This window comes from Sanguibacter sp. TS_SC_8, assembly GCF_055361235.1.
This window is the reverse complement of the sequence record NZ_CM143955.1, coordinates 3195753-3219386: the sequence shown is the minus strand read 5'-3', so window position 1 is coordinate 3219386 and position 23634 is coordinate 3195753. Positions and strand designations below refer to the sequence as shown.

Here is a 23634-nt window from a genome sequence, read left to right as displayed (position 1 = left end):
ACGGCATCGCGGGACCTGGCGCACTCATCACCATCCCTTGGAGGACACGTGACCACCACGCCCTTGCGGCTCATGGCCGTGCACGCCCACCCGGACGACGAGTCGAGCAAGGGGGCGGCGACCACCGCGCGCTACGCCAGCGAGGGCGTCGAGGTGCTCGTCGTCAGCTGCACGGGCGGGGAGCGGGGCAGCATCCTCAACCCCAGCTACGGCCGCGACATCACCGACGGCGACGAGATGCGCCTGGTGCGCACGGTCGAGATGGCCGAGGCCGCCAAGGCCCTCGGGGTCCAGCACCGTTGGTTGGGCTTCGTTGACTCCGGGCTCCCCGAGGGGGACCCGCTGCCGCCGCTGCCACCGGGGTGCTTCGCGCTGACCCCGCTCGAGGACGCCGCCGCGCCGCTCGTGGAGATCGTCCGGGCGTTCCGCCCGCACGTGATGACCACGTACGACCCGACCGGCGGGTACCCGCACCCGGACCACATCATGACCCACCGGGTCGCCAAGGAAGCGTTCCAGGCTGCCGGGGACGGGGACCGCTACCGCGACCGCGGACGGCCCTGGGAGCCGCTCAAGCTCTACTACAACCACGACTTCTCGATGAACCGCATCCGCGCCATGCACCAGGCCATGCTCGACGCCGGCCTCGAGTCGCCCTTCGGTGACTGGGTCGAGTCACGGTCCGCCCGGGAGATCCCCGAGCGTCAGGTGACCACCCGGATCCACTGCTCGGACCACTTCGGTGCACGCGACGCCGCGCTGCGGGCGCACGCGACCCAGATCGACCCGGACGGGTTCTTCTTCGCGATCCCCCGCTCGCTCGAGAGGGACATGTGGCCGGTCGAGGAGTACGAGCTCGCCGAGTCACGGGTCGCCACGACCCTGCCCGAGGACGACCTGTTCGCGGGCATCACCGGGAACGAAGGACAGAGCGCATGACCGCAACCACCACCACGCTCGTCTTCGCCGACCCGGGGGTGGCCGCTGCGCTGCACCTGGCCGACGTCACCCCGGAACCGACGACGACTCTCGAGCCCTCCGGGGTCCCGACCATGCGCCCCGACCTCGAGGTCACGGACGTCTCGCCGGGGCTCGGCGGGTTCCTCGCGATCTTCGTGGTCGCGATCGCGGTGATCTTCCTCATGCTGTCCATGACGAAGAAGCTCCGCAAGGTCAACCACCGCGCGGGCGCCGAGACGACCGCGTCAGCGACCTTCGGGGACGGGACCGAAGCCTCGGGCGGGACTGGTGGGTCCGCAGGGACCGGCGGTCCTGAGGGCTCCGGCGGTCCCGGCGGCTCCGGCGCGCAGCGTCCGGTGGGCGACGGGATCTAGGTGCGCGTCACGATCGCCCAGCTCGAGGTGAGCGCCGACCACGGCGCGAACCTCGTCGTCGTGCGCCGGGCGTGCGCGGAGGCGGCCCGGGTCTCGGCGGACCTGCTCGTGCTCCCCGAGTACGCGAGCGGCTACGACCCGCGCGGGGTGGGCATCGAGCACGCCGAATCTCTCACCGGACCGTTCGTCCAGCTGCTCCGGGAGCAGTCAGCCAGCACCGGGGTGACGATCCTCGCGGGGCTGGTCACGTTCCCCGAGGCGGCTGACAGTCCTGACGGCGCTGACGGCGCTGACGGCGCTGACGGCGCGGCCGCGCGCCGGGGGAGCAACGTCGTCGTCGTCGTGCGGGGGGGAGAGGTCGTGGGGACCTACCGCAAGGTTCACCTCTACGACGCCTTCGGTCACCGCGAGTCCGACCGGCTCGAGGCCGGCGACCCGGGCGCGCCGCCGCTCGTGGTCACCGTCGGCGACCTCGCTGTCGGCATCATGACCTGCTACGACCTGCGCTTCCCCGAGAGCGCCAGGCGCTTGGTCGACGCCGGTGCGCAGGTCCTCGTCGTCCCGGCGGCCTGGGCTGCGGGGCCGGGCAAGGTCGAGCAGTGGCGGGTGCTGGCGCGTGCCCGGGCGATCGAGAACACTTGTGCCGTGCTCGCCGTCGGGCAGGCTGGCAAGGGGGTCAGTGGGCACTCGCTGCTCGTCGGGCCGGACGGCGCGGTCGCCATCGAGCTGGCCGACCACGCGGCGGTCACCAGCGCCGACGTCGACGCGGCCGGGATCGCGGCCGAACGCGAGCAGAACCCGTCCCTCACCAACCGCCGCTACACGGTCGTCCCGGCGGGCGGGGGCCAGCAGGTCAGAGGGTGAGGGCGGCGACCATGACGGCTGCGTAGTGGCAGCCGAAGCCGATGACCGTGAGCACGTGGAAGATCTCGTGGAAGCCGAACCAGCCCGGGACCGGGTTGGGGCGCTTGAGCGCGTAGATCACCGCGCCGACCGTGTAGGCGAGGCCACCGACGGAGATGAGCCAGACGATGGTCGGGCCGCCATAGGTCCAGAACTGGGGCATGTACCCGACCGCCACCCAGCCCAGGGCGAGGTAGACCGGGACGTAGACCCAGCGGGGTGCACCGAGCCAGATGATCCGGGCGGCGAGCCCGAGCAGCGCACCGATCCAGACGATGACCAGCAGCGTCGTCGCCATGTCCTGGGGCAGGATGAGCACGGCCAGCGGTGTGTAGGTGCCGGCGATGATGAGGAAGATGTTGGAGTGGTCGGCCCGGCGCAGCGTGGCGGCGACCTTCGGTGACCAGGTGCCCAGGTGGTACACGGCGCTCGTGCCGAACAGGAGGATCGCGCTCAGCCCGAAGATCGCCGTGGAGACCTTCCCGGCGACCGGCTCGGCGATGGTGACGAGGATGATGCTCGCCACGACCGCGATCGGGAAGGTGGCTGCGTGGACCCAGCCGCGCAGACGAGGCTTCTCGCTCCGGGGCACCAGCCCGGCGTCGACGATCTCGTCGAGCGTCCCGGGGCTGGTGGCGGGCGAGGAGTCGGGCATGTCGGCCGGTGAGGTCGTGGCCATGGAGAGCTCCTGGTCGTATGGTTCCTTGAGTCAGGAACGACACTAACCTACGCCCACGTAGGTTACTGGACAGTAGCTCTGTGGAACCGGTGAAGATCGCCATATATGGGCCTTTTACGTGAAGGGCTGCGCTCCGGTACCGTGTGACCTTCTGCACTGATCACCTCGGAGGAACGCGCGTGCGAATGCCCCACCTGCTCTACGGGCTCTACGAGAAGCGCCTCGCCGCCTCCCTGGCACACGAGTCCTTCCCGCGTCACGTCGGCGTCATCCTCGACGGCAACCGGCGCTGGGCCAAGTCCTTCGGCGAACCCGCCGCGCACGGCCACCGCCGTGGGGCGGACAAGATCGAGGACTTCCTCGGGTGGAGTGAAGACCTCGGGATCGAGGTGGTGACGTTGTGGATGTTGTCCACCGACAACCTCTCCCGCGGGGCCGAGGAGCTCGACGCGTTGCTGACCATCATCGAGGACGCCGTCTGCAGCCTCGCCGCGAGCAAGCGGTGGCGGCTGCGCGTCGTCGGGCGGCTGGACCTGCTCCCGGAGCAATTCGCGGACCGGCTGCGCGCGGCGCAGGCCGAGACCGCGGAGATCGAAGGCCTCCACGTCAATGTCGCGATCGGCTACGGCGGGCGCCACGAGATCGCCGACGCCGTGCGCGACTTCCTGCGCGAGCGCGCCCAGGCGGGCGCCACGATCGCCGAGATCGCCGAGAGCATCGACGTCGACAACATCGCCGAGCACCTTTACACCAAGGGCCAGCCCGACCCCGAGCTCGTCATCCGCACCTCGGGCGAGCAGCGCCTGGGCGGGTTCCTGCTGTGGCAGAGCGCCCACTCGGAGTTCTACTTCTGCGAGGCGTACTGGCCCGACTTCCGCCGCGTCGACTACCTGCGCGCCCTGCGCTCCTACGCCGCCCGAGAACGCCGCCTAGGCCGCTGACCCACCCACCCCTCCGCTGAGTGCTGGATCGTACGGCGACACGCCCGGCGTGTCGCCGTACGATCCCGCACTCAGCGGAGGGGGAGGGGTTAGTCGGTGACCTTCAGGAGGCCGTGGGCTCCGCGTTCGGCGTCGACCATGGTGTGGGTGACGAAGGGGTAGCTGCCCGCCTCGGGGAGCTCGAGCTCGACGAAGCCGCCCTGGGCGGTGGTCAGGCCCAGAGCCTGCGCGCCGCCGCCCGCGGCCGCGCTCTCCGTCCCCGGCCGCAGCGTGTAGGCGCCCTCGTGGAACACGGTGTCGAACTGGCCACCGACCACGTGGAAGGACGTGCCGCGGCTCGGTCCGGCAGCCAGCACCCAGATGCGCACCCGTTCGCCGACCCGCGCCGGGAGCGGGTCGTGGTCGTACTGGTTGGCGTACCCGTTGAAGGCCACGATGTCGGGCGTCTCGGCCGCGATCTTCGCCGTGTCGACCTCCCCGCCCTGGGGCCCGAGGTAGAGCTCGGACTGGACGAGCACGTACTCCCGGTCCACCGGCGCGAGCCCGACCGGGTCGATGATCACCGCGCCGAACATCCCGTTGGCGATGTGCGCGCTCATCGGCATGGTCGAGCAGTGGTACATCCAGATCCCGGCGCGGGTCGCGGTGAACCGGTACGTCAACGACTCCCCGGGCGCGATGGTCCGCATCGGCTGGTCAGGAGCCAGCGCCCCGGCATGGAAGTCGATCGAGTGCCCGATCGTCCCGTCGTTGACCAGCGTCACGTCGAAGGTGTCACCGATCGTCCCGTGCAGCGTCGGGCCGGGTGCGGTGCCGCCGAAGGTCCACAGCGTCTGGGTGACGCCGGGCGCCACCTCGGTCTCGGTCTCGGCGACCGTGAGGGTGATCGCGTGCGTCGCGGGCACGTCCGGATCGGCGCCGTCATCGCGGGCCGGGGCGAGCACGGCGTCGCGGGCCTCGAAACCGGCCGCCGGGGCGCGCATGAAGTCGAGGTCGTCGGCGGCGCTCGCGGTGGTCTCCCCGCCGGGCATCGCCGCGTGGTCCATCTCGCCGTCCGCTTCCGCGTCCGTGCCCGACGACGTGCCCGCGTCGCCGTCGCTCTCGCCGCCGGCCAGGGGCGCACCGTCCGCGCCGACGACGTTCACGGTGAAGACCATGCCCATCTGGCGGTGCCCGACGACCGTGCACCAGCCGTCGACCGACCGCCCGATGACCCCGGCCTCGATCCGGACGCTCGCCCCGGGGGAGAGCCGCCCGCTGGTCACACCGGTGTCCAGGGCGAGGTCGTGGACCTGGGAGTCGGTGTTCGTCAGCTCGATGACCAGGGTGTTGCCGGCCGGGACGTCGACCGAGTCGGGGAAGAACCGCATGTCGCGGGCCTCGACCTGGACGGTCGTGGTCTCCCCCGTCGGTGCCACGGCGCCAGCGGCGGACGTCCCGATGCCGAGGGCGGCCGGGTCGAGGCTGACCCCGGCCACGACGGCGAGCACGAGGGCGCCGACCGCCACGCCGACCAGACCCGTGCGGCGGGCGGGTGGCGGTGCGGCTACCACGGGCACGACCGTCGGGGTCGCATCCGTGGACAGGGTGGTAGGCGCGGTGGTGGAGGTGGTGCGCGCCGGCGCACCGGCGCCCGCCCGCCTGCGGTGCAGGCGCAGCGCGACGACCACGCACCCGACGAACCCGGCGAACCCGGCCAGCACGAGCATCGAGGCGAGCACCCGGACGAGGCTGGGCACCGGCAGCATGCACAGCACGAGGCCGCCGTTGATGACGATCAGCCGCAATGGCGCCGCCCGGTCCATCGCGGCCGACGTCGCGCGCACGGCCGCCGGGCCGCCGCCCAGGACGACCGGCAGCAGGTAGGACAGTGCCCCGAAGAGCACCTGCGCGGCGAAACCGGCGACCAGGGCCGCGGTGACCAGGCCGACCCGCGCTGCGGCGTCGGACCAGGTGGGGCCGATCGCGGCGACGACGACGAGGGTGAGCAGGGACCCGAGCAGCCAGGTCACGCCGGCGGCCACGGACCACGCGGCGTAGGACGCCGGCGGCTTGGCGCGGGCGGCACGGACGAGCGGGATGCTCGTGATGACGAGCCCGGCCGCGTACCCCAGGACCGCCGCTCCGGCGACGAGGTGCTGGCCGGTGAGCGTCCCGACGAGCAGGACCGCCAGGGAGGCGAGCAGCACGAGCAGGCCGCGACGGGCGGCGCGCTCGGCGCCGTCGACGATCTTGGTGCGCAGGATGGTCGGCCACAGCGTCATGAGGGTGCCGGTCACGGTCAGCCCGACGAAGCCGAGCAGGTTGAGGGTGACGTGGGCGAAGACGACGCGGTTGTGCCAGCGCTCGTCCAGGCCGGCCGAGAGCAGCGCCCCCAGGCCCGCGCCGACCGGCAGCAGCGCGCAGGCGGCGACGTAGTACGTGATCGTCGAGGTGAACCGGGAGGGCAGGGCGCGCCGGGACTGCAGCCCGAGCACCGCGCCGTGCGCGGCCACGGCCGCGCCGACCCCGGTCGCACCGACCGCGCTGACCTGCCAGGTCGCGGTGAGCACCCCGGTGATGACGACGAGGATGCTCGCGTTGAGCAGGGCGAGCCGGATCACCTGCCAGCGCCGCGACGCGACGGTGACCGGGCGGTGCAGGAGGGCGTCGGCGAAGTGCGCCGACCACACGAGGATCGCGTTGGTCACCGCTCCGAGCATGAGCATGTGCACGAGCAGCCAGCCGCCCTCGGGCACGAACCTGTGCCCGAGCGCCACGGCGAACGTCGCCAGCAGCCAGAACGCGGTCGGCAGGTTGGCGCGCAGGTGCCAGGCCGCGCGGGAGCCGGTGGGTGGCGGGCTGGTCGGGCGGAGCCCGATCGAGGCGGGGCGGGGGCCGGAGGGTGGGGGAGCGCCCTGGCTGGGCGTGGTCGGGGGTGTGGTCTGGGGCGTGGTCACGGAGCCACCGTTCGGGACGTCGGGACGGTGGGGGACGCGCTGGGGGTGGGGGACATTGTGGCGCGGGGGCGCGGGGCGCTGCGGGAGGCGAGCACGATCGAGGTCACCGTGATCACGACGAAGAGCAGCAGCGCCGTGATGTTGAGGACCCCGCCGACCTGGCGCGCCCACTCGACCTGGCGGGCGTCGCCGACCAGGACCCGCAGGGCGAGGGAGGCGTGCAGCAGGGCCGCCGGGACGATCATCACCGGGTGGTAGGGCAGCCGGACCCGGAGCACCGCGGGCAGGATGACCGGGGCGTGGGCGAAGATCATCGACAGCGTGAAGCCGAGGAACACCGAGTGGATCACCGCGTCGTAGGCGAAGCCCTCGGCCGTGCGCCCGTGCAGCAGCCACACCCCGCCGGCCACCGCGAGCCACGCGTACCCCGCGAGCAGGCAGCCGGCCATGAACTGCGGCAGCCCGGTCGCGCGGATGGTGCGCCGCGCGACGTCGTGCACGGCGAGCCAGGCGACGAGCGCGAGGAGGGTCGCGCCGAGCAGGACGTAGCCGGGGCCGGGCCATAGCAGCGTCGCGGTGACCGCGGCCATGAGGCTCGCCACGAGGGCGAGGAGCTGGGTGACGGTGCGCGGGGCGAGGCGGACCACGCGGGCCAGCTCGAGGCGTTCGCCGACGATCGTGGTGACGATGAACCCGGTCAGCCAGGGCAGGACGTCGGGCATGGGGACCCCGGCCGTCCACAGCACGGCTCCGCCGAGGGCGAGGACCGCGCCGAGCGCCTGGATCATCACCGAGTCGTCGTGGGAGCGGCGGAAGAGTGGGACGTAGACGCCGATGAGGGCGGCGCAGCCGGCGACCAGCAGGAGCTGGCCGACGCGCATCGGCGCCGGGCTGAGCAGGACGAGGGCGCCGATCCCGAGGAGTGCGGGGGCCGCGAAGCCGGCCCGCGACCGCAGTGCGACCGCGCGTTCGAGGGCGATGACGGTCCCGACGAAGCCGAGGACGAGGAGCATCCCGTGGACGGCAGGCAGGCGGTCGGTGGTCAGCGGTGCGGGCAGGCCGAGCAGCAGCAGCGCCGCGTCCAGCCCGGCGAGCATGGCCAGCCCCGCGGGCAGCAGGAACACCAAGCGGCGGATCACTCCGACACAGCCGTGAGGTGCAGCCGGCACGCTCCCCGTTCGACGAAGGGGAGCAGCGCGAGGCCCTCGGAGGCGGCGCCCAGCTCGGCCAGCGCGCCCTGGGCGACGCCGAGGTGCACGCCACAGACGACCTCCGGATACACGTGGGCCGCGGCGAGCAGCGGGCAGCGGCGCAGGCGGACGACCGAGGCGTCGTCGTCGGCCTCGGGGGAGAAGCCGAGCTCGTCGAAGAGGTCGACGACGCGGCGTCGTGCGCGGAGCGCGGCGTCGGCGGGGGTGGGGACGGGAGGGGGGGTGGTGGCGTCGGTGGCGATGGCGGAGACGATGTCGGCGTCGGCGTCGTCCTCGTCATAGTCGCCGGCCGCCACCGCGGTGCGGATGAGGTCCCGTCCCCACTCCATGCCGGCGGCGTCGGCGTCGGCCGCGGGGTCGGCGCTGGTGCGGGCGATGTGCCCGGCGAGGGCGGAGGCCAGGCTCGCGTACTCCCGGGCGTCCTCGCTGAGCCGGGACTCCGTCGTGGCCTCGTAGAGCCACGCCGGCCGGCCGCGCCCCGCCGAGGGTGCCGGGGTGCGGGTCGCGGTGCCGGCGGCCACGAGGGCGTCGAGGTGCTCGCGCACGGTGTTGGGGTGCTGGTGCATCATCCCGGCGAGCGCGGTCACGGTGCACGGCTCGGGCTGGTCGGCCAGGTGGTCGAGGATTACCGACTGGGCGGGGGTGAGACGCGGTCGTCGGCGCCGGGCGCGTGCTGGCTGGGGACCGTACTGCGCCTCGGTGCCGTTCCGAAAGATTTTCACGGTTTCCAGTGTAATAAAGTCTTGACCAGTCCCGTCTAGGGCTTTGTCCCTATCTTCGTCGCGGGTGGTTGCTCCGGAGGTCCTTGCCATGTCTGTCGCCCCGAACACCCTCGTCATCGCCTCGAGCGCCGCGGACGCGGCCGCCGTCGAAGCCGTCGTGAGCCATCACGCCGAGCTCGCCGGTGCCCTCGAGGCGCACGTCCAGAAGGTCTTCTCGGCGGTGGTGAACAACGACGTCCGCGGCGCTGAGCACCAGCGCGCCGCCCTCGTGGCCTGGTGCGGTGCCGAGCTGCTGCCGCACTCCCTGGCCGAGGAGGCGACCATGTACCCCATCGCGCACGCAGACCCGCGTGGGCGGCTGCTCATCGACGCGATGATCGCCGAGAACGTCGTGCTCACCGACCTCGTCGAGGCGATCCGCAAGGCCGTCAACCCGGTGGTCGTGGCGGCCAACGCGCACGCGCTCCGGGTCGTCTTCGCGAGCCACCTGGCCAAGGAGAACGAGCTCATCCTGCCGCTGCTCGCCGCGTCCCCCGACGTGTCGCTGGCCGTGGTGCTCGAGGAGATGCACGCCGCGTCGAGCGGCGCCGAGGCCGACGCCGGATCTGGTGCCGACTCCGCCGGCGGTGCTGTGACCGGAACGGCCGCGGGTGCCGGGGCGCCGGCCGCGGGCGGGTCCTGCGGCTGCGGCGGGCACGACGACGCGGGCTTCCCCGAGCTGGACGCGACGACCATCCCGCACGCGATCCGGCACGCGACGATCTTCGGCGCCCTCGAGGCGGTCGGCGACGGCGGCGGCCTGGTGCTCCTCGCCCCGCACGCCCCGCTCCCGCTGCTGCGTCAGATCGAGGACCGCTGGCCCGGCCGCTTCGAGGTCAGCTACCTCCAGGAAGGCCCGGAGATCTGGAAGGTCCAGTTCCTCGCGGTGTGACCCTGCCCCCTCGGCGTCCTCGCCGAACTCCTCGCCGAACTCGTGAACGGCCCGCCGAGCTCGTGAGCCACACCGGTTCGTGACCCGTCGTCTCGCCTGGTTCACGAGCTCGGCGGCCGGCTCACGAGGTCGGCGGGCTCGAGCCGGTGGCTCACGAACTCGGCGGACGCGGGCCGGCGGGGTTCAGTCGGTGATGGCGAAGGCGTCGATCTCGACGAGCATCTCCTCGCGCGGCAGGCCGGTGAAGACCGTGGTGCGGGCCGGGAGAACCCCGCGCGGTGAGTTCGCGGAGACGAACACGCCGTAGGCCTCGTTCATGACGGCGAAGTCCTCACGCTTGGTGAGGTAGACGCGGATCATGACGACGTCGTCGAAGGTCGCCCCGGCCGCCTCGACGATCGCCTTGACGTTCTCCAGGGTGCGGGTGGTCTGGGCGGCCACGTCACCGGGGAAGAGGTACTCGCCCGTGGCGGGGGCGACCGGGCCCTGACCGGAGACCTGGACGAAGGGCCCCTTGCGGATGCCCTGGTGGAAGGTGTGCGCGGGGGCCGGTGCGTGCGGGGTGGCGACAGCGATCTTGGTCATGTGAGTCCTTCGTGAGAGGTGGGGTGGAGGCGGTCAGAAGTCGGTCGTGACGATCTCGACGACCCGGTCGGCGGCGTCGACGACGACCGCCACCCGCCACTTGTCGAGGAGCGTGCACGGGTGGGAGATCCCGAAGCCGACGACGTCGCCGGGCGCCAGGCCCGACTCCTCCGTCACGCTCAGGTAGAGGTGCTGGTCGTTGAGCGCGGTGACCTGCGCCCCGGTCAGGTCGGTGACCGGCCCCGGGGTCCCGTCGGCGCGCGCGCGGCGCACGGTCCGGGCGACCGGGAGGTCGATGTCGTAGGAGACGTCACGGCGTCCGACGCCGCAGATCGCCAGCCCGGGCTCGGGCACCGACAGCACCTGCCCCCACACGGTGGCGGCGGCGCGCATCGGCTCGGCGCCGGGGAGCCGGGTCCATGGGTCCATCCGTGCACAGAACCCGTGGTCGTGGATGAGGTAGGCCCCCGAACGCACGACGACGCGCACCGGCCACTCGGCCGGCACCGCGGCTGGCCCAGCGGCTGGCCCAGCGGCTGGCCCAGCTGCCGGCCCCGCGTCACGCCCCGCGTCCGATCCGGTGCGCAGGTCTCCCGCCAGCTCCGCGAGCACGACGTCGAGGAAGGAGCTGCCACCTGCCGAGACGACGACCGCTCGCCCCGCCGGGACGAGCCCCGCGGCGCAGATCCCCGCAGCGACCGCGCGCAGGTCGCGGCAGAACGACGCCACCGTGGCCAGGTCCGCCGGGGAGGTGCCGGACGCGGCGGACCCCTCGTAGCCGGCGACGCCGACCAGGGTGAGTCCGGCGCCGGCCACGGCGCGCGCCAGCTCGACCGCAGCCGGGACCCCGCGCACCCCGGTGCGCCCACCGGGCACCCCGAGCTCGACGAGGACCCCGAGGCGCGCGCGCACCTCGGCGGCCGCCCCGGCGAACCCGCGGGAGAGGAGGTCGAGACCGGTGGCGGAGTCCACGTAGAGCCAGATCTCCGCAGCGCCGTCCATCTGCGCAGCGACTTCCCCAGCGCTCTCACCGGCGCTCTCACCGGCGACCGCCCGCGTCAGCTCGGCGCGGAGCCACGCGATCTCCCGCGGGTCGCACAGCTCGTTCGCCAGGAACACCCGCTCGACGCCCCAGTCCCGCACGGTCCGCAGCTGGGCGGCGGTGGCCACGGTCGCCCCCCACACCCCGTGCGCCTGCTGGCGGGCGAAGAGCTCGGCGGACATGGCCGTCTTCACGTGCGGCGCGTGCTCGACGCCGGCCTCTGCGCACAGCCGCGCCATGAGCGCGAGGTTGTGCTCGACGGCGTCGGCGTCGAGGGTGAGCAACGGCCAGGAGAACGCTCCGTCGGTGACGAGCGGCCGCGAGGAAGTCACCGCGTCGACGGTGGCCGGGCCGGTCAGCGCCAACCCCTTGGACCGCGGGCCCAGCGAGGCGGTCATGCCCGTGCTCCAGTCATGCCTGTGCTCCAGGGATACCGGGGCGCTGCGGCGCTCGGTCGCAGCGCCCGCCCCGGCGTCTGCCCGGTCAGTGCGCCCCCCACCAGCACCGGGACCCCGGCGACGAGCACGTCGTCGATCCCGCTCGCCAGCCGGCGCGGGGACTCGTACGTCGCCTCGTCGGTGACCCGGGCGGGGTCGACGAGCGCGACGTCGGCCATCATGCCGGGCAGCAGCCGGCCGCGGTCAGCAAAGCCGAACCGGCGCGCGGCCGCGGTGGAGAGGTGCACCTGGGCGTCGGCCCACGTCCAGTCGCCGAGCTCGCGGACGTGCTCGGCGAGGAACCGCGCGAAGGCCCCCCAGCCGCGCGGGTGCGGGCGCCCGCCCGCGTAGATCGCGTCGGACCCGCCCATCTGGGCGTCGTGGCGGAGCAGCGCCCGGACCGAGGCGGGGGAGTTGGTGGGCGGCTGGGCGAACACGCACCCGGCCCGCAGGCCCGTGCTGACCAGCAGCTCGACCGCGGCGTCCGCGGGGGACAGGCCCAGGCGAGCGGCGACGTCGGGCACGGTCATGCCCTCGGTCCAGGCCAGCCCGCCGGGCACGGCGGCCATCGTCACCCGGCCCCAGAGGTCGGTCAGGGCGGGGAAGTGCTCGGTGCGCAGGCGGGCGAGCACGGCCTCGTCGCGGAGCAGCGCCACGGTCCGGGCCGGGTCGGCGATCGGCAGCCAGGTGGGCAGGGCCACCATCGACAGGATGGAGCAGCCGCGCAGGTAGGGGTAGGAGTCGAAGGTGACGTCGAGGCCCTCGGCCAACGCCGCGTCGACGTATCCGGCCAGCTCGGCGGCGGGTCCGTGGTAGTGCGAGACGTGGGTCGCCGCCCCCGTGGTCCGGGCGAGGTCCATGAGCTCGGCCATCGCCGCCCCGGCCTTGTCCTCGTAGCCGCGCATGTGGCTCACGTGCGGGAGCCCGCGTGCGGCCAGCACGCCGGTGAGGGCGAGCAGCTCGGCGCGCCCGGCGGAGGAGGCGGGCGCGTACTCGAGGCCCGTCGACATGCCGCAGGCGCCCTCGTCGAGCCCGCGGGCCAGAGCAGCTGCCATGGCCGTGACCTCGGCCTGCGTGGCCGGACGGGCCGCGCCGCCGAGCACGCCGTAGCGCAGCGTGCCGTGCGGCACGAGGTAGGCGACGTTGAGCGGGGTGGTGCGCTCGTAGGTGGCGAGCAGCTCCGCGACGGAGCCGCCGCGGAAGGTCGGGTGCTCGCCGTTGATCGCGGAGAAGTAGCCCGTCGCCCAGGCGAAGGCGTCGGGGGAGGGCACACCGGCGTCGGGCAGGCCGGCGCTGGGGGACGGCGCGTAGGAGACCCCGTCCTGCCCGACGACGATGCTCGTCACCCCCTGGCGCAGCATGGCGTGCTGGACGTCGGGGTCCAGGACGGCTGCCTCGCCGTGGACGTGGGAGTCGATGAACCCGGGGAAGGCGATCCGGCCGTCGGCGTCGATGACGTGGCCCTCGCCGGTGGGGCGGGCCCCGGCCGGGGTGACCGCCAGGATCGTCTCGTCCAGGTGCAGGTCGACCGGGCGGCTGAGCCCGTCGGGGCTCTGGGCGTGGGGGATGCGCGCGCCGTGGATGATCGTCACGGGTGCGCTCCCTGCTCCGCGCCGTCAGTGCCGTCGGTGCCGTCGGTGTGGTCGGTGCCCTCGTGCCAGCCGCCCGCGCCGGCCCAGCCGGCCTGGGCCATCTCTGCCTCCAGGTCGCGGGTGAACCCTTCGGCGCCCGGGCGCGACTGCCAGGGCAGGGGCCCGGCCAGCGGGCGGTACTCGACCCCCGCGGCGTCCAGGCGCGGCAGGTGCGCCGAGGCCAGGCGCGCCAGGAACTCCGTCGCGGCGGGGGAACCGGGGGACCGGTCGGCCGGTGGGCTCCACACGACCTCGGCGAAGGCCGCCAGCCGGGGGAAGGTGAGGTAGTCGATGCGGCGGGCGGACTCGAGGTGCTCGGTCCACACCTGGGCCTGCGCGCCGAGGAGCGACCCGGCGGCGGAGTCGAGGTGGTGGCTCCGGTGGACCTCCGCGGGGACGGTCTCGAAGGCGAGCACGTCCTCGACGGTGCGCAGGAACCCCACCGGGGTCGGTTCCCCCGGTCCCTCACCGGACCGGTGGTCGAGGTAGACGACCTGCTCGGGGGCCATGACGACGTCGTGCCCGGCCACCATGGCCTCGGCGCCGACGGTGATGCCGCGCCAGGCGGTGACGATCGTCTGCGGGGGCAGGGCCGGCCCGAAGGCCTCGTCCCAGACGACGGGGCGGCGTCCGGCGGCCAGGACGTGCTCGCTGAGCCGGGCGACGAACCAGCCGTGCAGCTCACGGACGTGGTCGAGGCCGAGGGTCGCCGCGCGGGCCACGATCTCGGGGTGGTCCAGCCACAGCGTCGTCGGCACCTCGTCCCCGCCCAGCCCGATCCAGGGGGAGTCGAAGACGTCGAGGACCTCGTCGAGCACGCCCCGGAAGAACTCCAGCGACTCCTCGGACGGGTCGAGCACCTCAGTGCTGACCCCCCACGTGGTGCGCACGGCGTGCGGCTGCTTGCGGGTGCCGAGCTCGGGATAGGCGGCGACGGCCGCCTCGACGTGCCCGGGGACGTCGATCTCGGGGAGGACGGTCACCCCGCGCTCGCGGGCGAAGGCCACGATCTCACGGAGGTCGTCCTGGGTGTAGAAGCCGCCGTGCGGCTGGCCGTCGGTGAGCCCGGTGCGCCAGGTGCCGACGCCGGTCTCGGCCCGCCACGCCCCGACCTCGGTGAGCCGGGGGTAGCGGTGGATCTGCATCCGCCAGCCCTGGTCGTCGGTCAGGTGCAGCTGGAGCACGTTGAGCCGGTGCGCGGCGGCCAGGTCGATGAAGCGCAGCACGTCGTGCTTGGGCAGGAAGTGGCGCGCGACGTCGAGCAGCACCCCACGCCACGGGTAGCGCGGGTGGTCGGCGACGGCGATGTGGGGGAGCGGGACGGGCGTGAGGGCGCCGGACCGGCGGAAGGCGCGCGGCCCGGCGAGCTGGCGCAGGGTCTGCGCGGCGCTGTGGGCGCCGTCGGGCCCGCCCGCCTGCACGACGACGCCGGCCGCGTCGATCCGCACGCGGTAGCCGGCCGCGGGGAGGGTCGCGTCGAGGTCGAAGCACACGGCCGCGGTGGGGGTCGCGGTGGGAGCCGCGCCCTCGAGGATCTGAAGGTCGAGGTCGAGGCCGAAGGCCTCCTCGGTGACCTTCCGCCACCACCGAGCCCCTGCGCGCAGCGCGGGGTGGGCGGTGACGCGGGCGCCGTCGTCGAGCATGAAGGAGGTGCTCTCACCGCCCGCGGGGGTCTCGACGTGGACAGGGGCAGGGAGGAGACCGTGCGGCGCCGCGGAGTGAGTCACCTGATCGAGCCTAGCCGGAGAACCGAGTTTGTAAACAGTACTGACAAACGTGGCGTCGCAGGTTGCGCTGGCGAGGGGACCTTGGGCCCAGACGGGCAGGACGCCAGCAGCCTACGGTTCAGTAAGTTACGCACCCGTAGGTATCCCAGGGGGACACTCATGACAACGCTCTCGATGTTGCCCGGCCCCACCTTCGACCGATCCCTGCCACGGGTGATCCAGGGCGGGATGGGCATCGCCGTGTCGTCCTGGCGCCTCGCTTCCTCGGTCGCCCGCTCGGGCCAGCTCGGCGTCGTCTCCGGGACGGCGCTCGACCTCGTCCTGGCGCGCCGGCTGCAGGACGGTGACGCGGACGGCGCCGTGCGGCGGGCGCTCGCCGCCTTCCCCGTGCCCGCCTTCGCCCACCGGGTGCTCAAGCGATACTTCCGCGACGGAGGCCGCGCACCCCGCGAGCCCTATGCCCCGATCCCGCGGCTGGCGCTGCGCCAGACCCGGCTCGCCCAGGAGCTCATGATCCTCGGGAGCTTCGTCGAGGTGTGGCTGGCCAAGGAGGGGCACACCGGCACGGTGGGCATCAACTTCCTCGAGAAGGTCCAGATGGCCACCCCGACCGCGGCCTACGGCTCGATGCTCGCCGGCGCCGACTACGTCGTCATGGGCGCCGGGATCCCTCGGGACATCCCCCGCCTGCTCGACCGGCTGTCCGGGCACGAGGCTGTGGACCTGCCGGTCGAGGTCTCCGGCGCCCCCGCCGGCTACTCCGTCCACCTGGATCCGGCCACGCTGCTCGCCACCGACCTGCCGCCGTTGAAGCGCCCGACCTTCCTCGCGATCGTCTCCGCCCACGCGCTCGCCGCCTATCTCGCCCGGGACGAGCACATCCGCCCGGACGGCTTCGTCGTGGAGGGGTCCCCGGCGGGCGGGCACAATGCCCCACCGCGAGGCCGGCTCGTCCTCGACGACCTCGGCCAGCCGGTGTTCGGTCCACGCGACGAGGCGGACATCGACAAGGTCGCCGCGATCGGCCTGCCGTTCTGGCTGGCCGGTTCGTACGGGACTCCCGAGGCGCTCACCGCCGCCCGGGCGGCCGGGGCCGCCGGTGTCCAGGTGGGGACCGTGTTCGCCCTCTCGCAGGAGTCCGGGCTCGACCCGGACCTGCGCGCGGACCTGCTCACCCGGCTGCGGGCCGGCACCCTCGACATCCGGACCGACGCCTTCGCCTCACCGACCGGCTTCCCGTTCAAGGTCGCTCAGGTCCCCGGGACGCTCTCGGACCCCGAGGTCCTGGCGGCCCGCCCCCGGCTGTGCGACCTCGGCTACCTGCGCACGCCTTTCCTGCGGGAGACGGGCGCGGTCGGCTACCGCTGCCCCGCGGAACCGGTCCACCTCTACGAACGCAAGGGCGGTGACGTCCAGGACACCGTCGGACGGGCCTGCCTGTGCAACGCGCTCACCGCGGACGTCGGGCTGGGTCAGCAGCGCGCGGACGGGTACACCGAGCTCGGGCTGCTCACCCTCGGGGTGGACGTCGACGGCGCCAAGCGGCTCGCCGAGCTCCACCCGGACGACTGGACGGCCCGGCAGGCGCTCGACTGGCTGCTCGGCGCTGCGGCCTGAGGGCTCTCCCCTCGAGACCCTGAGGGCTGCGCCGTCACGGTGGCCGCCACGGTAGCCGTCACGGTGGCCGTCAAGATGACAGGGCGTCCGTTCAAGGTCACAACCCGCGGCGCGGGCCCGCTGTGGGACACGGGGGGAAGCGATGGGATGATGGCTGACATGGCCATCGAGACCTCTGCCGCGCCCGAACCCACCTCTGACGGGTCGCGCCCCTCCCCGCTCCCCTACGACGCACTCCTGCTGTACTCCTTCGGCGGACCGAACAAGCCGGCCGACGTCGTGCCGTTCCTGCGCAACGTCACCGCCGGCAAGGGGATCCCCGATGCCCGCCTCGAAGAGGTCGGCGAGCACTACTACGGTTTCGGCGGCAAGAGCCCGATCAACGGCCAGAACCTCGCGCTCAAGGCCGCGCTCGAGGCCGAGCTCGCCGCGCGCGGCATCGACCTGCCGGTCGTGTGGGGCAACCGCAACTGGGAGCCCTACACCCGCGACGCCGTCGCCGAGCTGGCCGAGCGGGGCGCCCAGCGCGCCGTCGCCCTCGTGACGAGCGCCTACTCCTCCTACTCGGGGTGCCGCCAGTACCGCGAGGATCTCGCACTGACCTTCGAGGCCCGCGACGAGCTGGGCCCGGACGGGCCCACGAGCATCCAGTTCGACAAGGTGCGCTCCTACTTCAACCACCCCGGCTTCGCCCAGGCGAACATCGACGCGGTCGTCGAGGCGTACCGCGAGCTGGCGGGCCGCGGTGCCGGTGAGAGCGCCGACGCCGTCGACGGTGCCGACTCCGCCGCGCTGGCCGCGGAGGCCCGCCTGGTCTTCGTCACGCACTCCATCCCTCTCACGATGGAGGCCGCCTCCGCGGTGTCCGGGGCGACCTACTCCGCCCAGCACCTCGACCTCGCGGGCGTCGTCGCCGAGCAGGTCGCCGCCGAACTTGGCCACCCGGTGAGCTGGACGCTCGCGTACTGCTCACGCTCGGGCCCGCCGAGCCAGCCGTGGCTCGAGCCGGACGTCAACGACCTGCTCGGCGAGCTCGCCGAGAGCGGGGTGCGCGCCGTCGTGCTCTCCCCGATCGGCTTCATCTCCGACCACATGGAGGTCGCCTACGACCTCGACACCGAGGCCCTCGCCACCGCGCGGGACCTCGGCCTGGCGGCGGTGCGTGCCGGCACGGTCGGCACCCGGGCCCCGTTCGTGTCCGGCCTGGTCGACCTCGTCCTGGAGCGGGCGGCCCTGGCTCGCGGTGACCAGGTGGTCGAGGCCGCCGTCGGGTCGCTCGGCGCCTACTCCTCCGTGTGCCGACCCGGTTGCTGCCGTCGCCGCGACGGCGAGGACAGCGGTGTGCCCGCGCTGTGCAGCGCAGGCCTGTACACCTGACGACGACCGTCCCGTCCGCAGTCCCACCACCCACCCGAGAGCAGGCCATCACACGTGACCCAGACCGACGCCCACCACCACCGCGACACCGGCGAGTTCGTCGACACCGAGCCTGTCAACGCGACGGTCCGCTACGCCATGTGGTCGGTGTTCTCCACCGTCCAGACCTTGCCTGCGGACGAGACCGACCGCACCGCCCTCGTCGACGACGCGCTCGCCGCGGTGGGCGGGGCGGCGTCGGGCACCGACACCGAGCTCACGGTCCGTGGCTGGTACGACATCGGTGGGCTGCGCTCGGACGCCGACCTCATGGTCTGGTGGCACGGCCCCACCATCGAGTCGGTCCAGCACGCCTATCAGCGGCTGCGGGCGAGCGAGCTGGGGCGTCACCTCGAGCCCGTGTGGTCGGTCGCCGCGCTGCACCGCCCGTCGGAGTTCAACCGCGGTCACATCCCCGCGTTCATGGCCGACGAGGCCCCCGAGAAGTACATCTGCGTGTACCCCTTTGTGCGGTCCTACGACTGGTACCTGCTGCCCGCCGACGAGCGCGCGACGATGCTCCGCGACCACGGGATGGCCGCGGCCGACTACAAGGACGTCCGGGCGAACACGGTCTCCGCCTTCGCCCTGGGCGACTACGAGTGGATCCTTGCCTTCGAGGCCGCCGAGCTCGACCGGATCGTCGACCTCATGCGCGACCTGCGCGCGACCGAGGCCCGCCGCCACGTCCGCGACGAGATCCCGTTCTTCACCGGCCCCCGCACCGACCTGCACGCCTGGGCCGCCCGCCAGCCCCTCTCCAACGACTAACCACCCACCCCCCCGCCTCGCTGAGTGCTGGGAAGTACGGCGACACGCCCGGCGTGTCGCCGCATTTCCCAGCACTCAGCGAGGGCGAGGGTGGGTCAGGGGTAGAGGCCTCGGATCTGGTGGGCTTCGGCTACGCGGCGGACGCCGATCACCAGGGCGGCGTCGCGCAGGGTGAGGCCCTGGCGGTCCGCGACCTCGGTGACGTCGTCGAAGGCCGTGTGCATCCGCTCGGCCAGCCGGCTCTCGATCTCGCTCAGCGTCCACCGGTAGGCCTGGTTGGCCTGCGCCCACTCGAAGTAGGACACGACGACGCCGCCCGCGTTCGCCAGGATGTCCGGTACCACGACGACGCCTCGGTCGGCGAGGATCGCGTCTGCCTCGGCGGTGGTCGGACCATTGGCTCCTTCGACGACGAACCGGGCCCGCACGGTCGGCGCGGTGACCGCGTCGAGCACGCCCTCGATCGCGGCCGGGACGAGGACGTCGACCTCGAGCGCGAGCAGCGCGGCGTTGTCGATCGGGTCGCCTCCGTCGAAGCCGACGATCGACCCGGTGGCGTCCACGTGCGCGAAGAGCCGTGAGACGTCGATGCCGTCGGCATTGAGCAGCCCGCCGAACTGGTCGCTCACGGCGACCACCCGGGCGCCCTCCGCCGCGAACATGTTCGCCGCGTGGGACCCCACCTTGCCAAAACCTTGCACGGCAACGGTCGCCCCGGCCAGGTCGGTGCCCGCCCGCGACAGCGCCGCACGCGTGACGTGCACGACGCCGCGCGACGTCGCCGTCGTGCGTCCCAACGACCCGCCCAACCCGATCGGCTTGCCGGTCACCACCGCGGGGATGGTGTACCCCTGGCTCGCTGAGTACGTGTCCATGACCCAGGCCATGGTCTGCTCGTTCGTCCCCATGTCGGGGGCCATGATGTCCTGCTCCGGCCCGATCACCGGCATGATCTCGCTCGTGTACCGACGGGTCACCCGTTCCAGCTCGGCCTGGCTGTAGGCGAGCGGGTCGATCCCCACTCCGCCCTTGGCCCCGCCGTAGGGGATGTCGACGACGGCGCACTTCCACGTCATGAGCATGGCCAGCGCGCGGACCTCGTCGACGTCGACGCCGGGGTGGAACCGCAGGCCGCCCTTGCCGGGGCCGCGCGAGACGTTGTGCTGGACCCGGTACCCCTTGAACAGCGCGATCCGCCCGTCGTCGCGCCGGAGAGGGACCGCGACGTTCACCTCGCGGCGCGGCGTCGCCAGCATCTCGTGCATGCCCTCGTCGTAGCCCAGGATCGCGACAGCGCCGGCGAGCTGACCGAGAGCGTTCGGCCACGGCAGGGAGGACTCGCTGCGGCTCTGGATGGAGACAGAGGTGGATGACATCGTCGTCGCTCCTGGTTGTCCTGGTGGTCGTGGTGGCGTGCTCTCGTCAACCTACGCCACCGGACGCCGGGCCAGGCTCAGGACGAGGCGCGGCGCACCAGCTCGGGGGACAGGATGATGTGACCGTCCTGCTCCACCGCGGGTGGGGTGCCGTTCACGACGACGTCGTCCTTGTCGATGAAGCCGAGGCTGGTGAGCAGCTCGTCCGTGGCGTACTTGGCCATCCCGATGACGGGGTTGCTGATCGTCGTCAGGGCCGGGATCGTCCCCTCGGCGACGCCGAGGTCGTCGTAGCCGATCACGGCGACGTCGCCGGGCACGGACAGGCCGTGCTGGGCGAGCACCCGCAGCGCACCCACGGCCATGAGGTCGGAGGCGGCGAAGACGGCATCGATGGTCGGGTCGATCGCCAGGATCGCCTCCATGGCCTGGGCGCCGGCTACGGTTGTGAAGTCCCCGCGGGCGAGGGGCCCCTCGGTCATCCCTGCCTCGGACAGCGCCTGGCGCCAGCCGGCCAGGCGGTCCTCCCCGGACATCATGTCCGAGGGGCCAGCGATGTGGGCGATGTTCTTGCGGCCCTGGGCGATGAGGTGGTTCGTGGCGAGGACGCCGCCGGCGACGTTGTCGACGTCGACGAACCGGAGGCCGGCGAAGTCGCGGAACGGACGTCCGACGAAGACGGCGGGGATCCTGGACGCCTCGATCGCGCCCTCGAGGTCGTCGCGGCGGTGGTGGGAGACGACGATCGCGCCGTCGACGTGGCCGTTGCGCAGGTAGCGGGCGATCCGCCCGGACGCCTCGCCCGGTTGAGCGATGAGCAGCACGAGCTGCAGGTCCCAGTCCCGGAGGGCGGAGTTGATACCGCGCAGGGTGGCCGCGAAGAACGGGTCAGAGAGCACACGTTCGTCGGGCTCGGGCACGACGAGCGCGATCGAGTTGGTTCGACGGGTGACGAGGGAGCGGGCCGCGCGGTTGGGGACGTACCCGAGGCGGGCGATCGCGTCGTCCACCGCCTGCTGGGCCTCGGGCGAGACACGCGAGCCACCGTTGATCGCGCGGGACGCGGTCGACCGCGACACCCCGGCCGCTTGCGCGACCTCCTCCAACGTGGGAGCTTGCTGGCTCATCATGTCTCCTCAAGGCGGCAGCTGTGCGGCCGACGACGTCTCCTGCTGGTGGGAACGCGAGCAGGTCGCGAATTGAGATGCTAGTACTCAGAACTGTGCCGCCGCACGAGGTTCGGCGAACGCCGGCGCTCGGTGCTGAGTCCGACAGGCTGACGGCTCGTCGGTTCGTCGGTTCGAGACACATCGTAGGACGATTCGCGCTGCCGGGCCCTCCGGGGGTGATACCACGTCGTCCGGGGTGCGACCTGGTCGCACCCCGGACGAGCTCCCCGCCGATCACGTCGATCAGCCGGGGTGGTGTGGAGAGGACTACCCCTTGACTGCGCCCGCCATGATGCCGGCGACCAGGTGACGCCCGGCGAAGGCGAACACGATGATCAGGGGCAGGGTGGAGAGCAGCACTCCGGCCATCACGAGCGAGAAGTCCGTGAAGTACGTCGAGTTGAGCAGCTGCATGACCATCGGCAGCGTCGGGTTCTTGCTGCCGAGGATGATGAACGGCCAGAAGAACGCCGTCCAGCTCCCGATGAAGGTGAACAGGGCGAGCATCGCCGCGGCCGGCCGTGCCGCCGGCATGGCGATGTGCCAGAACGTGCGGATCATCGAGGCACCGTCGACCCGGGCGGCCTCGATGAGCTCGTAGGGCAGCGCGCTTTCGAGGTACTGGGTCATCCAGAACACACCGAAGGCGGTGACCATGCCCGGCACGATGACGGCGATGAGCTTGCCGGACCAGCCGATCTCCGACATGACGATGAACAGCGGCACGATGCCGAGCTGGGTGGGGATGGCCATGGTCGCGATGACGAAGACGAGGAGCGGGCCGCGACCCCGGAAGCGGAGCTTGGCGAAGGAGAATCCGGCCAGGGTCGAGAAGACGACCACGGTGATGGACTGCACGACAGCGACGACGAGGGAGTTGACGAAGCCCTTCATCAGCGGGATGTTCGAGTCGAAGACGCGGCTGAAGTTCTCGAACATGTTGCCCTCGGGCAGCAGGGCCGGGATCGGGTTGCGCACGATCGTCAAGGAGGTCGAGGACGCGAGCTGGATCACGTAGTACAACGGGTAGATCGAGATGAGCAGCACAAACCCCAGGATCACGTACGTGACCCATCCTGGCCTGCGGTCTGGACCACCGAGCTTGATCTTGCGGCGCCGGGCGGCGGAACGGGCAGCGCCCTTTCCAGCGGTCTGGGCGATGACGGGGATGGAGCTCATCGCGTCCTCCGGTTGGTTGAGTTGCGGGACTTGGTCTTCTTGATCTTGACGTCACCGGAGGTGGCGATCTTCGTCGTGATGAGGAAGTTGATCAAGCCGATCAGGACGATGATGAGGAAGAGGATGAGCGCGACAGCCGAGGCCCGTCCGAAGCTCTTCTGGTTGCCCCAGCCGAGGTCGTAGAGGTACATGGTCACGGTCATCCACTGCCGGCTCGAGCCACCGTCGCCGGTCGCATTGAACATGCGCGGCTCGTCGAAGATCTGCAGTCCGCCGATCGTGGACGTGATGATGATGAAGATGAGCGTGGGGCGCAGCTGCGGGATGGTGATCGAGAAGAACTGGCGCAGGCGACCGGCGCCGTCGATGATCGCGGCCTCGTAGAGCTCGCGGGGGATGGCCTGCATCGCCGCCAGGAAGATGAGCGTGTTGTAGCCGGTCCAGCGGAAGTTCACCATGGTGGCGATCGCGAAGTGGCTGGGCAGGATGTCGACGTGCCAGCGGACCGGGTCGAGGCCGATGTTGATGAGGACGGCGTTGATCAGACCGGACTCGTCGGCGAAGAGCTTGCCGAAGATGAGGCCGACGGCGACGGGGGCCACGACGTAGGGGAGCAGCACGCCCATTCGCCAGAAGGTCTTGGCCCGCAGGTTCGCCGACAGCACCGCGGCCAGGGTGATCGACATGACGACCTGGGGCACGGAGGACAGCAGGAAGATCGAGAGGGTGTTGCGCAGGGCCTTCCAGAAGTTCGGCTGGTTGAGCACCTCGACGAAGTTCTCGAAGCCGATGAACTCCCCCTTGCCCTTGAGCAGGTGCCAGTCGAAGAGCGAGACGTAGCCGGTGTAGATCAGGGGGAAGAGCCCGGTGATCGCGAAGAGGATGAAGAACGGCGAGATGTAAAGGTATGGAGAGAGCTTCACATCCCACTTGCCACGCTTCTGGCTGAAGGCGACCCGTCGTGGGATTCGGCCTTCATCGCTTGATGGCTTTGGTGGGGACAAGACGGCCATGGGTTTCCTTC

Annotated in this window: 20 protein-coding genes; 8 read left to right on the top strand and 12 right to left on the bottom strand. The window is 72.2% G+C overall.

The features are described 5' to 3' along the window. Positions 1 to 48: 48 nt before the first annotated feature. The 3 genes from mca to ACWA15_RS14550 are packed head-to-tail and all read left to right on the top strand — an operon-like array spanning position 49 to position 2198. Positions 49 to 939, top strand: a complete 891-nt coding sequence (gene mca / locus ACWA15_RS14560) for a mycothiol conjugate amidase Mca (RefSeq protein ID WP_464056100.1) — start codon at positions 49 to 51, stop codon at positions 937 to 939. Further along, a complete protein-coding gene (locus tag ACWA15_RS14555) occupies positions 936 to 1334 on the top strand; it encodes a hypothetical protein (RefSeq protein WP_464056099.1) in 399 nt (132 codons plus the stop codon). Before mca ends, ACWA15_RS14555 begins: the two co-directional genes overlap by 4 nt. Continuing rightward, on the top strand, positions 1335 to 2198 hold the full coding sequence (locus tag ACWA15_RS14550; protein WP_464056098.1) for a carbon-nitrogen hydrolase family protein: 864 nt from the start codon (positions 1335 to 1337) through the stop codon (positions 2196 to 2198). It abuts the gene before it with no gap. On the opposite strand, the gene trhA is transcribed toward ACWA15_RS14550, so the two are convergent. Further along, complete coding sequence (gene trhA / locus ACWA15_RS14545; protein WP_464056096.1) at positions 2188 to 2916, bottom strand: PAQR family membrane homeostasis protein TrhA; 729 nt, start codon at positions 2914 to 2916, stop codon at positions 2188 to 2190. The genes ACWA15_RS14550 and trhA overlap by 11 nt on opposite strands. A 179-nt stretch (positions 2917 to 3095) precedes the next feature. On the opposite strand from trhA, the gene ACWA15_RS14540 reads away from it, so the two are divergent. Next, on the top strand, positions 3096 to 3857 hold the full coding sequence (locus ACWA15_RS14540; RefSeq protein WP_464056095.1) for an isoprenyl transferase: 762 nt from the start codon (positions 3096 to 3098) through the stop codon (positions 3855 to 3857). Positions 3858 to 3946: 89 nt separating this feature from the next. On the opposite strand, the gene ACWA15_RS14535 is transcribed toward ACWA15_RS14540, so the two are convergent. Genes ACWA15_RS14535 through ACWA15_RS14525 form a run of 3 tightly spaced genes read right to left on the bottom strand, consistent with a single transcriptional unit; the run spans position 3947 to position 8729 of the window. Continuing rightward, positions 3947 to 6796, bottom strand: a complete 2850-nt coding sequence (locus tag ACWA15_RS14535) for a multicopper oxidase domain-containing protein (RefSeq protein ID WP_464056093.1) — start codon at positions 6794 to 6796, stop codon at positions 3947 to 3949. Further along, positions 6793 to 7935 carry a hypothetical protein gene (locus tag ACWA15_RS14530; protein ID WP_464056092.1) on the bottom strand — a complete coding sequence of 381 codons (1143 nt, stop codon included), beginning with the start codon at positions 7933 to 7935 and terminating at the stop codon, positions 6793 to 6795. Before ACWA15_RS14530 ends, ACWA15_RS14535 begins: the two co-directional genes overlap by 4 nt. Continuing rightward, complete coding sequence (locus ACWA15_RS14525) at positions 7932 to 8729, bottom strand: helix-turn-helix transcriptional regulator (RefSeq protein ID WP_464056091.1); 798 nt, start codon at positions 8727 to 8729, stop codon at positions 7932 to 7934. Before ACWA15_RS14525 ends, ACWA15_RS14530 begins: the two co-directional genes overlap by 4 nt. Before the next feature lie 88 nt (positions 8730 to 8817). On the opposite strand from ACWA15_RS14525, the gene ACWA15_RS14520 reads away from it, so the two are divergent. Then, the gene (locus tag ACWA15_RS14520; RefSeq protein ID WP_464056089.1) at positions 8818 to 9660 is read left to right on the top strand and encodes a DUF2249 domain-containing protein; all 843 of its coding nucleotides are present in this window, start codon (positions 8818 to 8820) and stop codon (positions 9658 to 9660) included. Positions 9661 to 9843: 183 nt separating this feature from the next. On the opposite strand, the gene ACWA15_RS14515 is transcribed toward ACWA15_RS14520, so the two are convergent. Genes ACWA15_RS14515 through ACWA15_RS14500 form a run of 4 tightly spaced genes read right to left on the bottom strand, consistent with a single transcriptional unit; the run spans position 9844 to position 15082 of the window. Next, a complete protein-coding gene (locus ACWA15_RS14515) occupies positions 9844 to 10245 on the bottom strand; it encodes a RidA family protein (RefSeq protein WP_464056088.1) in 402 nt (133 codons plus the stop codon). A gap of 33 nt (positions 10246 to 10278) precedes the next feature. Next, the gene (locus ACWA15_RS14510) at positions 10279 to 11685 is read right to left on the bottom strand and encodes an alanine racemase (RefSeq protein ID WP_464056087.1); all 1407 of its coding nucleotides are present in this window, start codon (positions 11683 to 11685) and stop codon (positions 10279 to 10281) included. Next, positions 11682 to 13316: an N-acyl-D-amino-acid deacylase family protein gene (locus ACWA15_RS14505; RefSeq protein ID WP_464056086.1), complete on the bottom strand. Its 1635-nt coding sequence runs from the start codon at positions 13314 to 13316 to the stop codon at positions 11682 to 11684. Before ACWA15_RS14505 ends, ACWA15_RS14510 begins: the two co-directional genes overlap by 4 nt. Next, positions 13313 to 15082, bottom strand: a complete 1770-nt coding sequence (locus tag ACWA15_RS14500; protein ID WP_464056085.1) for a beta-N-acetylhexosaminidase — start codon at positions 15080 to 15082, stop codon at positions 13313 to 13315. Before ACWA15_RS14500 ends, ACWA15_RS14505 begins: the two co-directional genes overlap by 4 nt. A gap of 159 nt (positions 15083 to 15241) precedes the next feature. Between ACWA15_RS14500 and ACWA15_RS14495 the strand changes: the two genes are divergently transcribed. From ACWA15_RS14495 to hemQ, 3 genes are all read left to right on the top strand, one after another. After that, entirely contained in the window at positions 15242 to 16699 is a 1458-nt protein-coding gene (locus tag ACWA15_RS14495; RefSeq protein ID WP_464056084.1) for a nitronate monooxygenase, read from the top strand. Positions 16700 to 16858: 159 nt separating this feature from the next. Then, on the top strand, positions 16859 to 18076 hold the full coding sequence (locus ACWA15_RS14490) for a ferrochelatase (RefSeq protein ID WP_464056083.1): 1218 nt from the start codon (positions 16859 to 16861) through the stop codon (positions 18074 to 18076). A 138-nt stretch (positions 18077 to 18214) separates the two neighbouring features. Beyond that, the gene (gene hemQ, locus ACWA15_RS14485; RefSeq protein ID WP_464059527.1) at positions 18215 to 18886 is read left to right on the top strand and encodes a hydrogen peroxide-dependent heme synthase; all 672 of its coding nucleotides are present in this window, start codon (positions 18215 to 18217) and stop codon (positions 18884 to 18886) included. Between the two features lie 95 nt (positions 18887 to 18981). Here hemQ and ACWA15_RS14480 read toward each other — a convergent pair whose 3' ends face one another. From ACWA15_RS14480 to ACWA15_RS14465, 4 genes are all read right to left on the bottom strand, one after another. Further along, positions 18982 to 20262 carry a Glu/Leu/Phe/Val family dehydrogenase gene (locus tag ACWA15_RS14480; RefSeq protein ID WP_464056081.1) on the bottom strand — a complete coding sequence of 427 codons (1281 nt, stop codon included), beginning with the start codon at positions 20260 to 20262 and terminating at the stop codon, positions 18982 to 18984. Positions 20263 to 20339: 77 nt separating this feature from the next. Next, a complete protein-coding gene (locus tag ACWA15_RS14475; protein ID WP_464059525.1) occupies positions 20340 to 21389 on the bottom strand; it encodes a LacI family DNA-binding transcriptional regulator in 1050 nt (349 codons plus the stop codon). Positions 21390 to 21698: 309 nt separating this feature from the next. Then, on the bottom strand, positions 21699 to 22610 hold the full coding sequence (locus ACWA15_RS14470; RefSeq protein ID WP_464056080.1) for a carbohydrate ABC transporter permease: 912 nt from the start codon (positions 22608 to 22610) through the stop codon (positions 21699 to 21701). After that, entirely contained in the window at positions 22607 to 23623 is a 1017-nt protein-coding gene (locus tag ACWA15_RS14465) for a carbohydrate ABC transporter permease (RefSeq protein ID WP_464056079.1), read from the bottom strand. Before ACWA15_RS14465 ends, ACWA15_RS14470 begins: the two co-directional genes overlap by 4 nt. Positions 23624 to 23634: the final 11 nt, after the last annotated feature.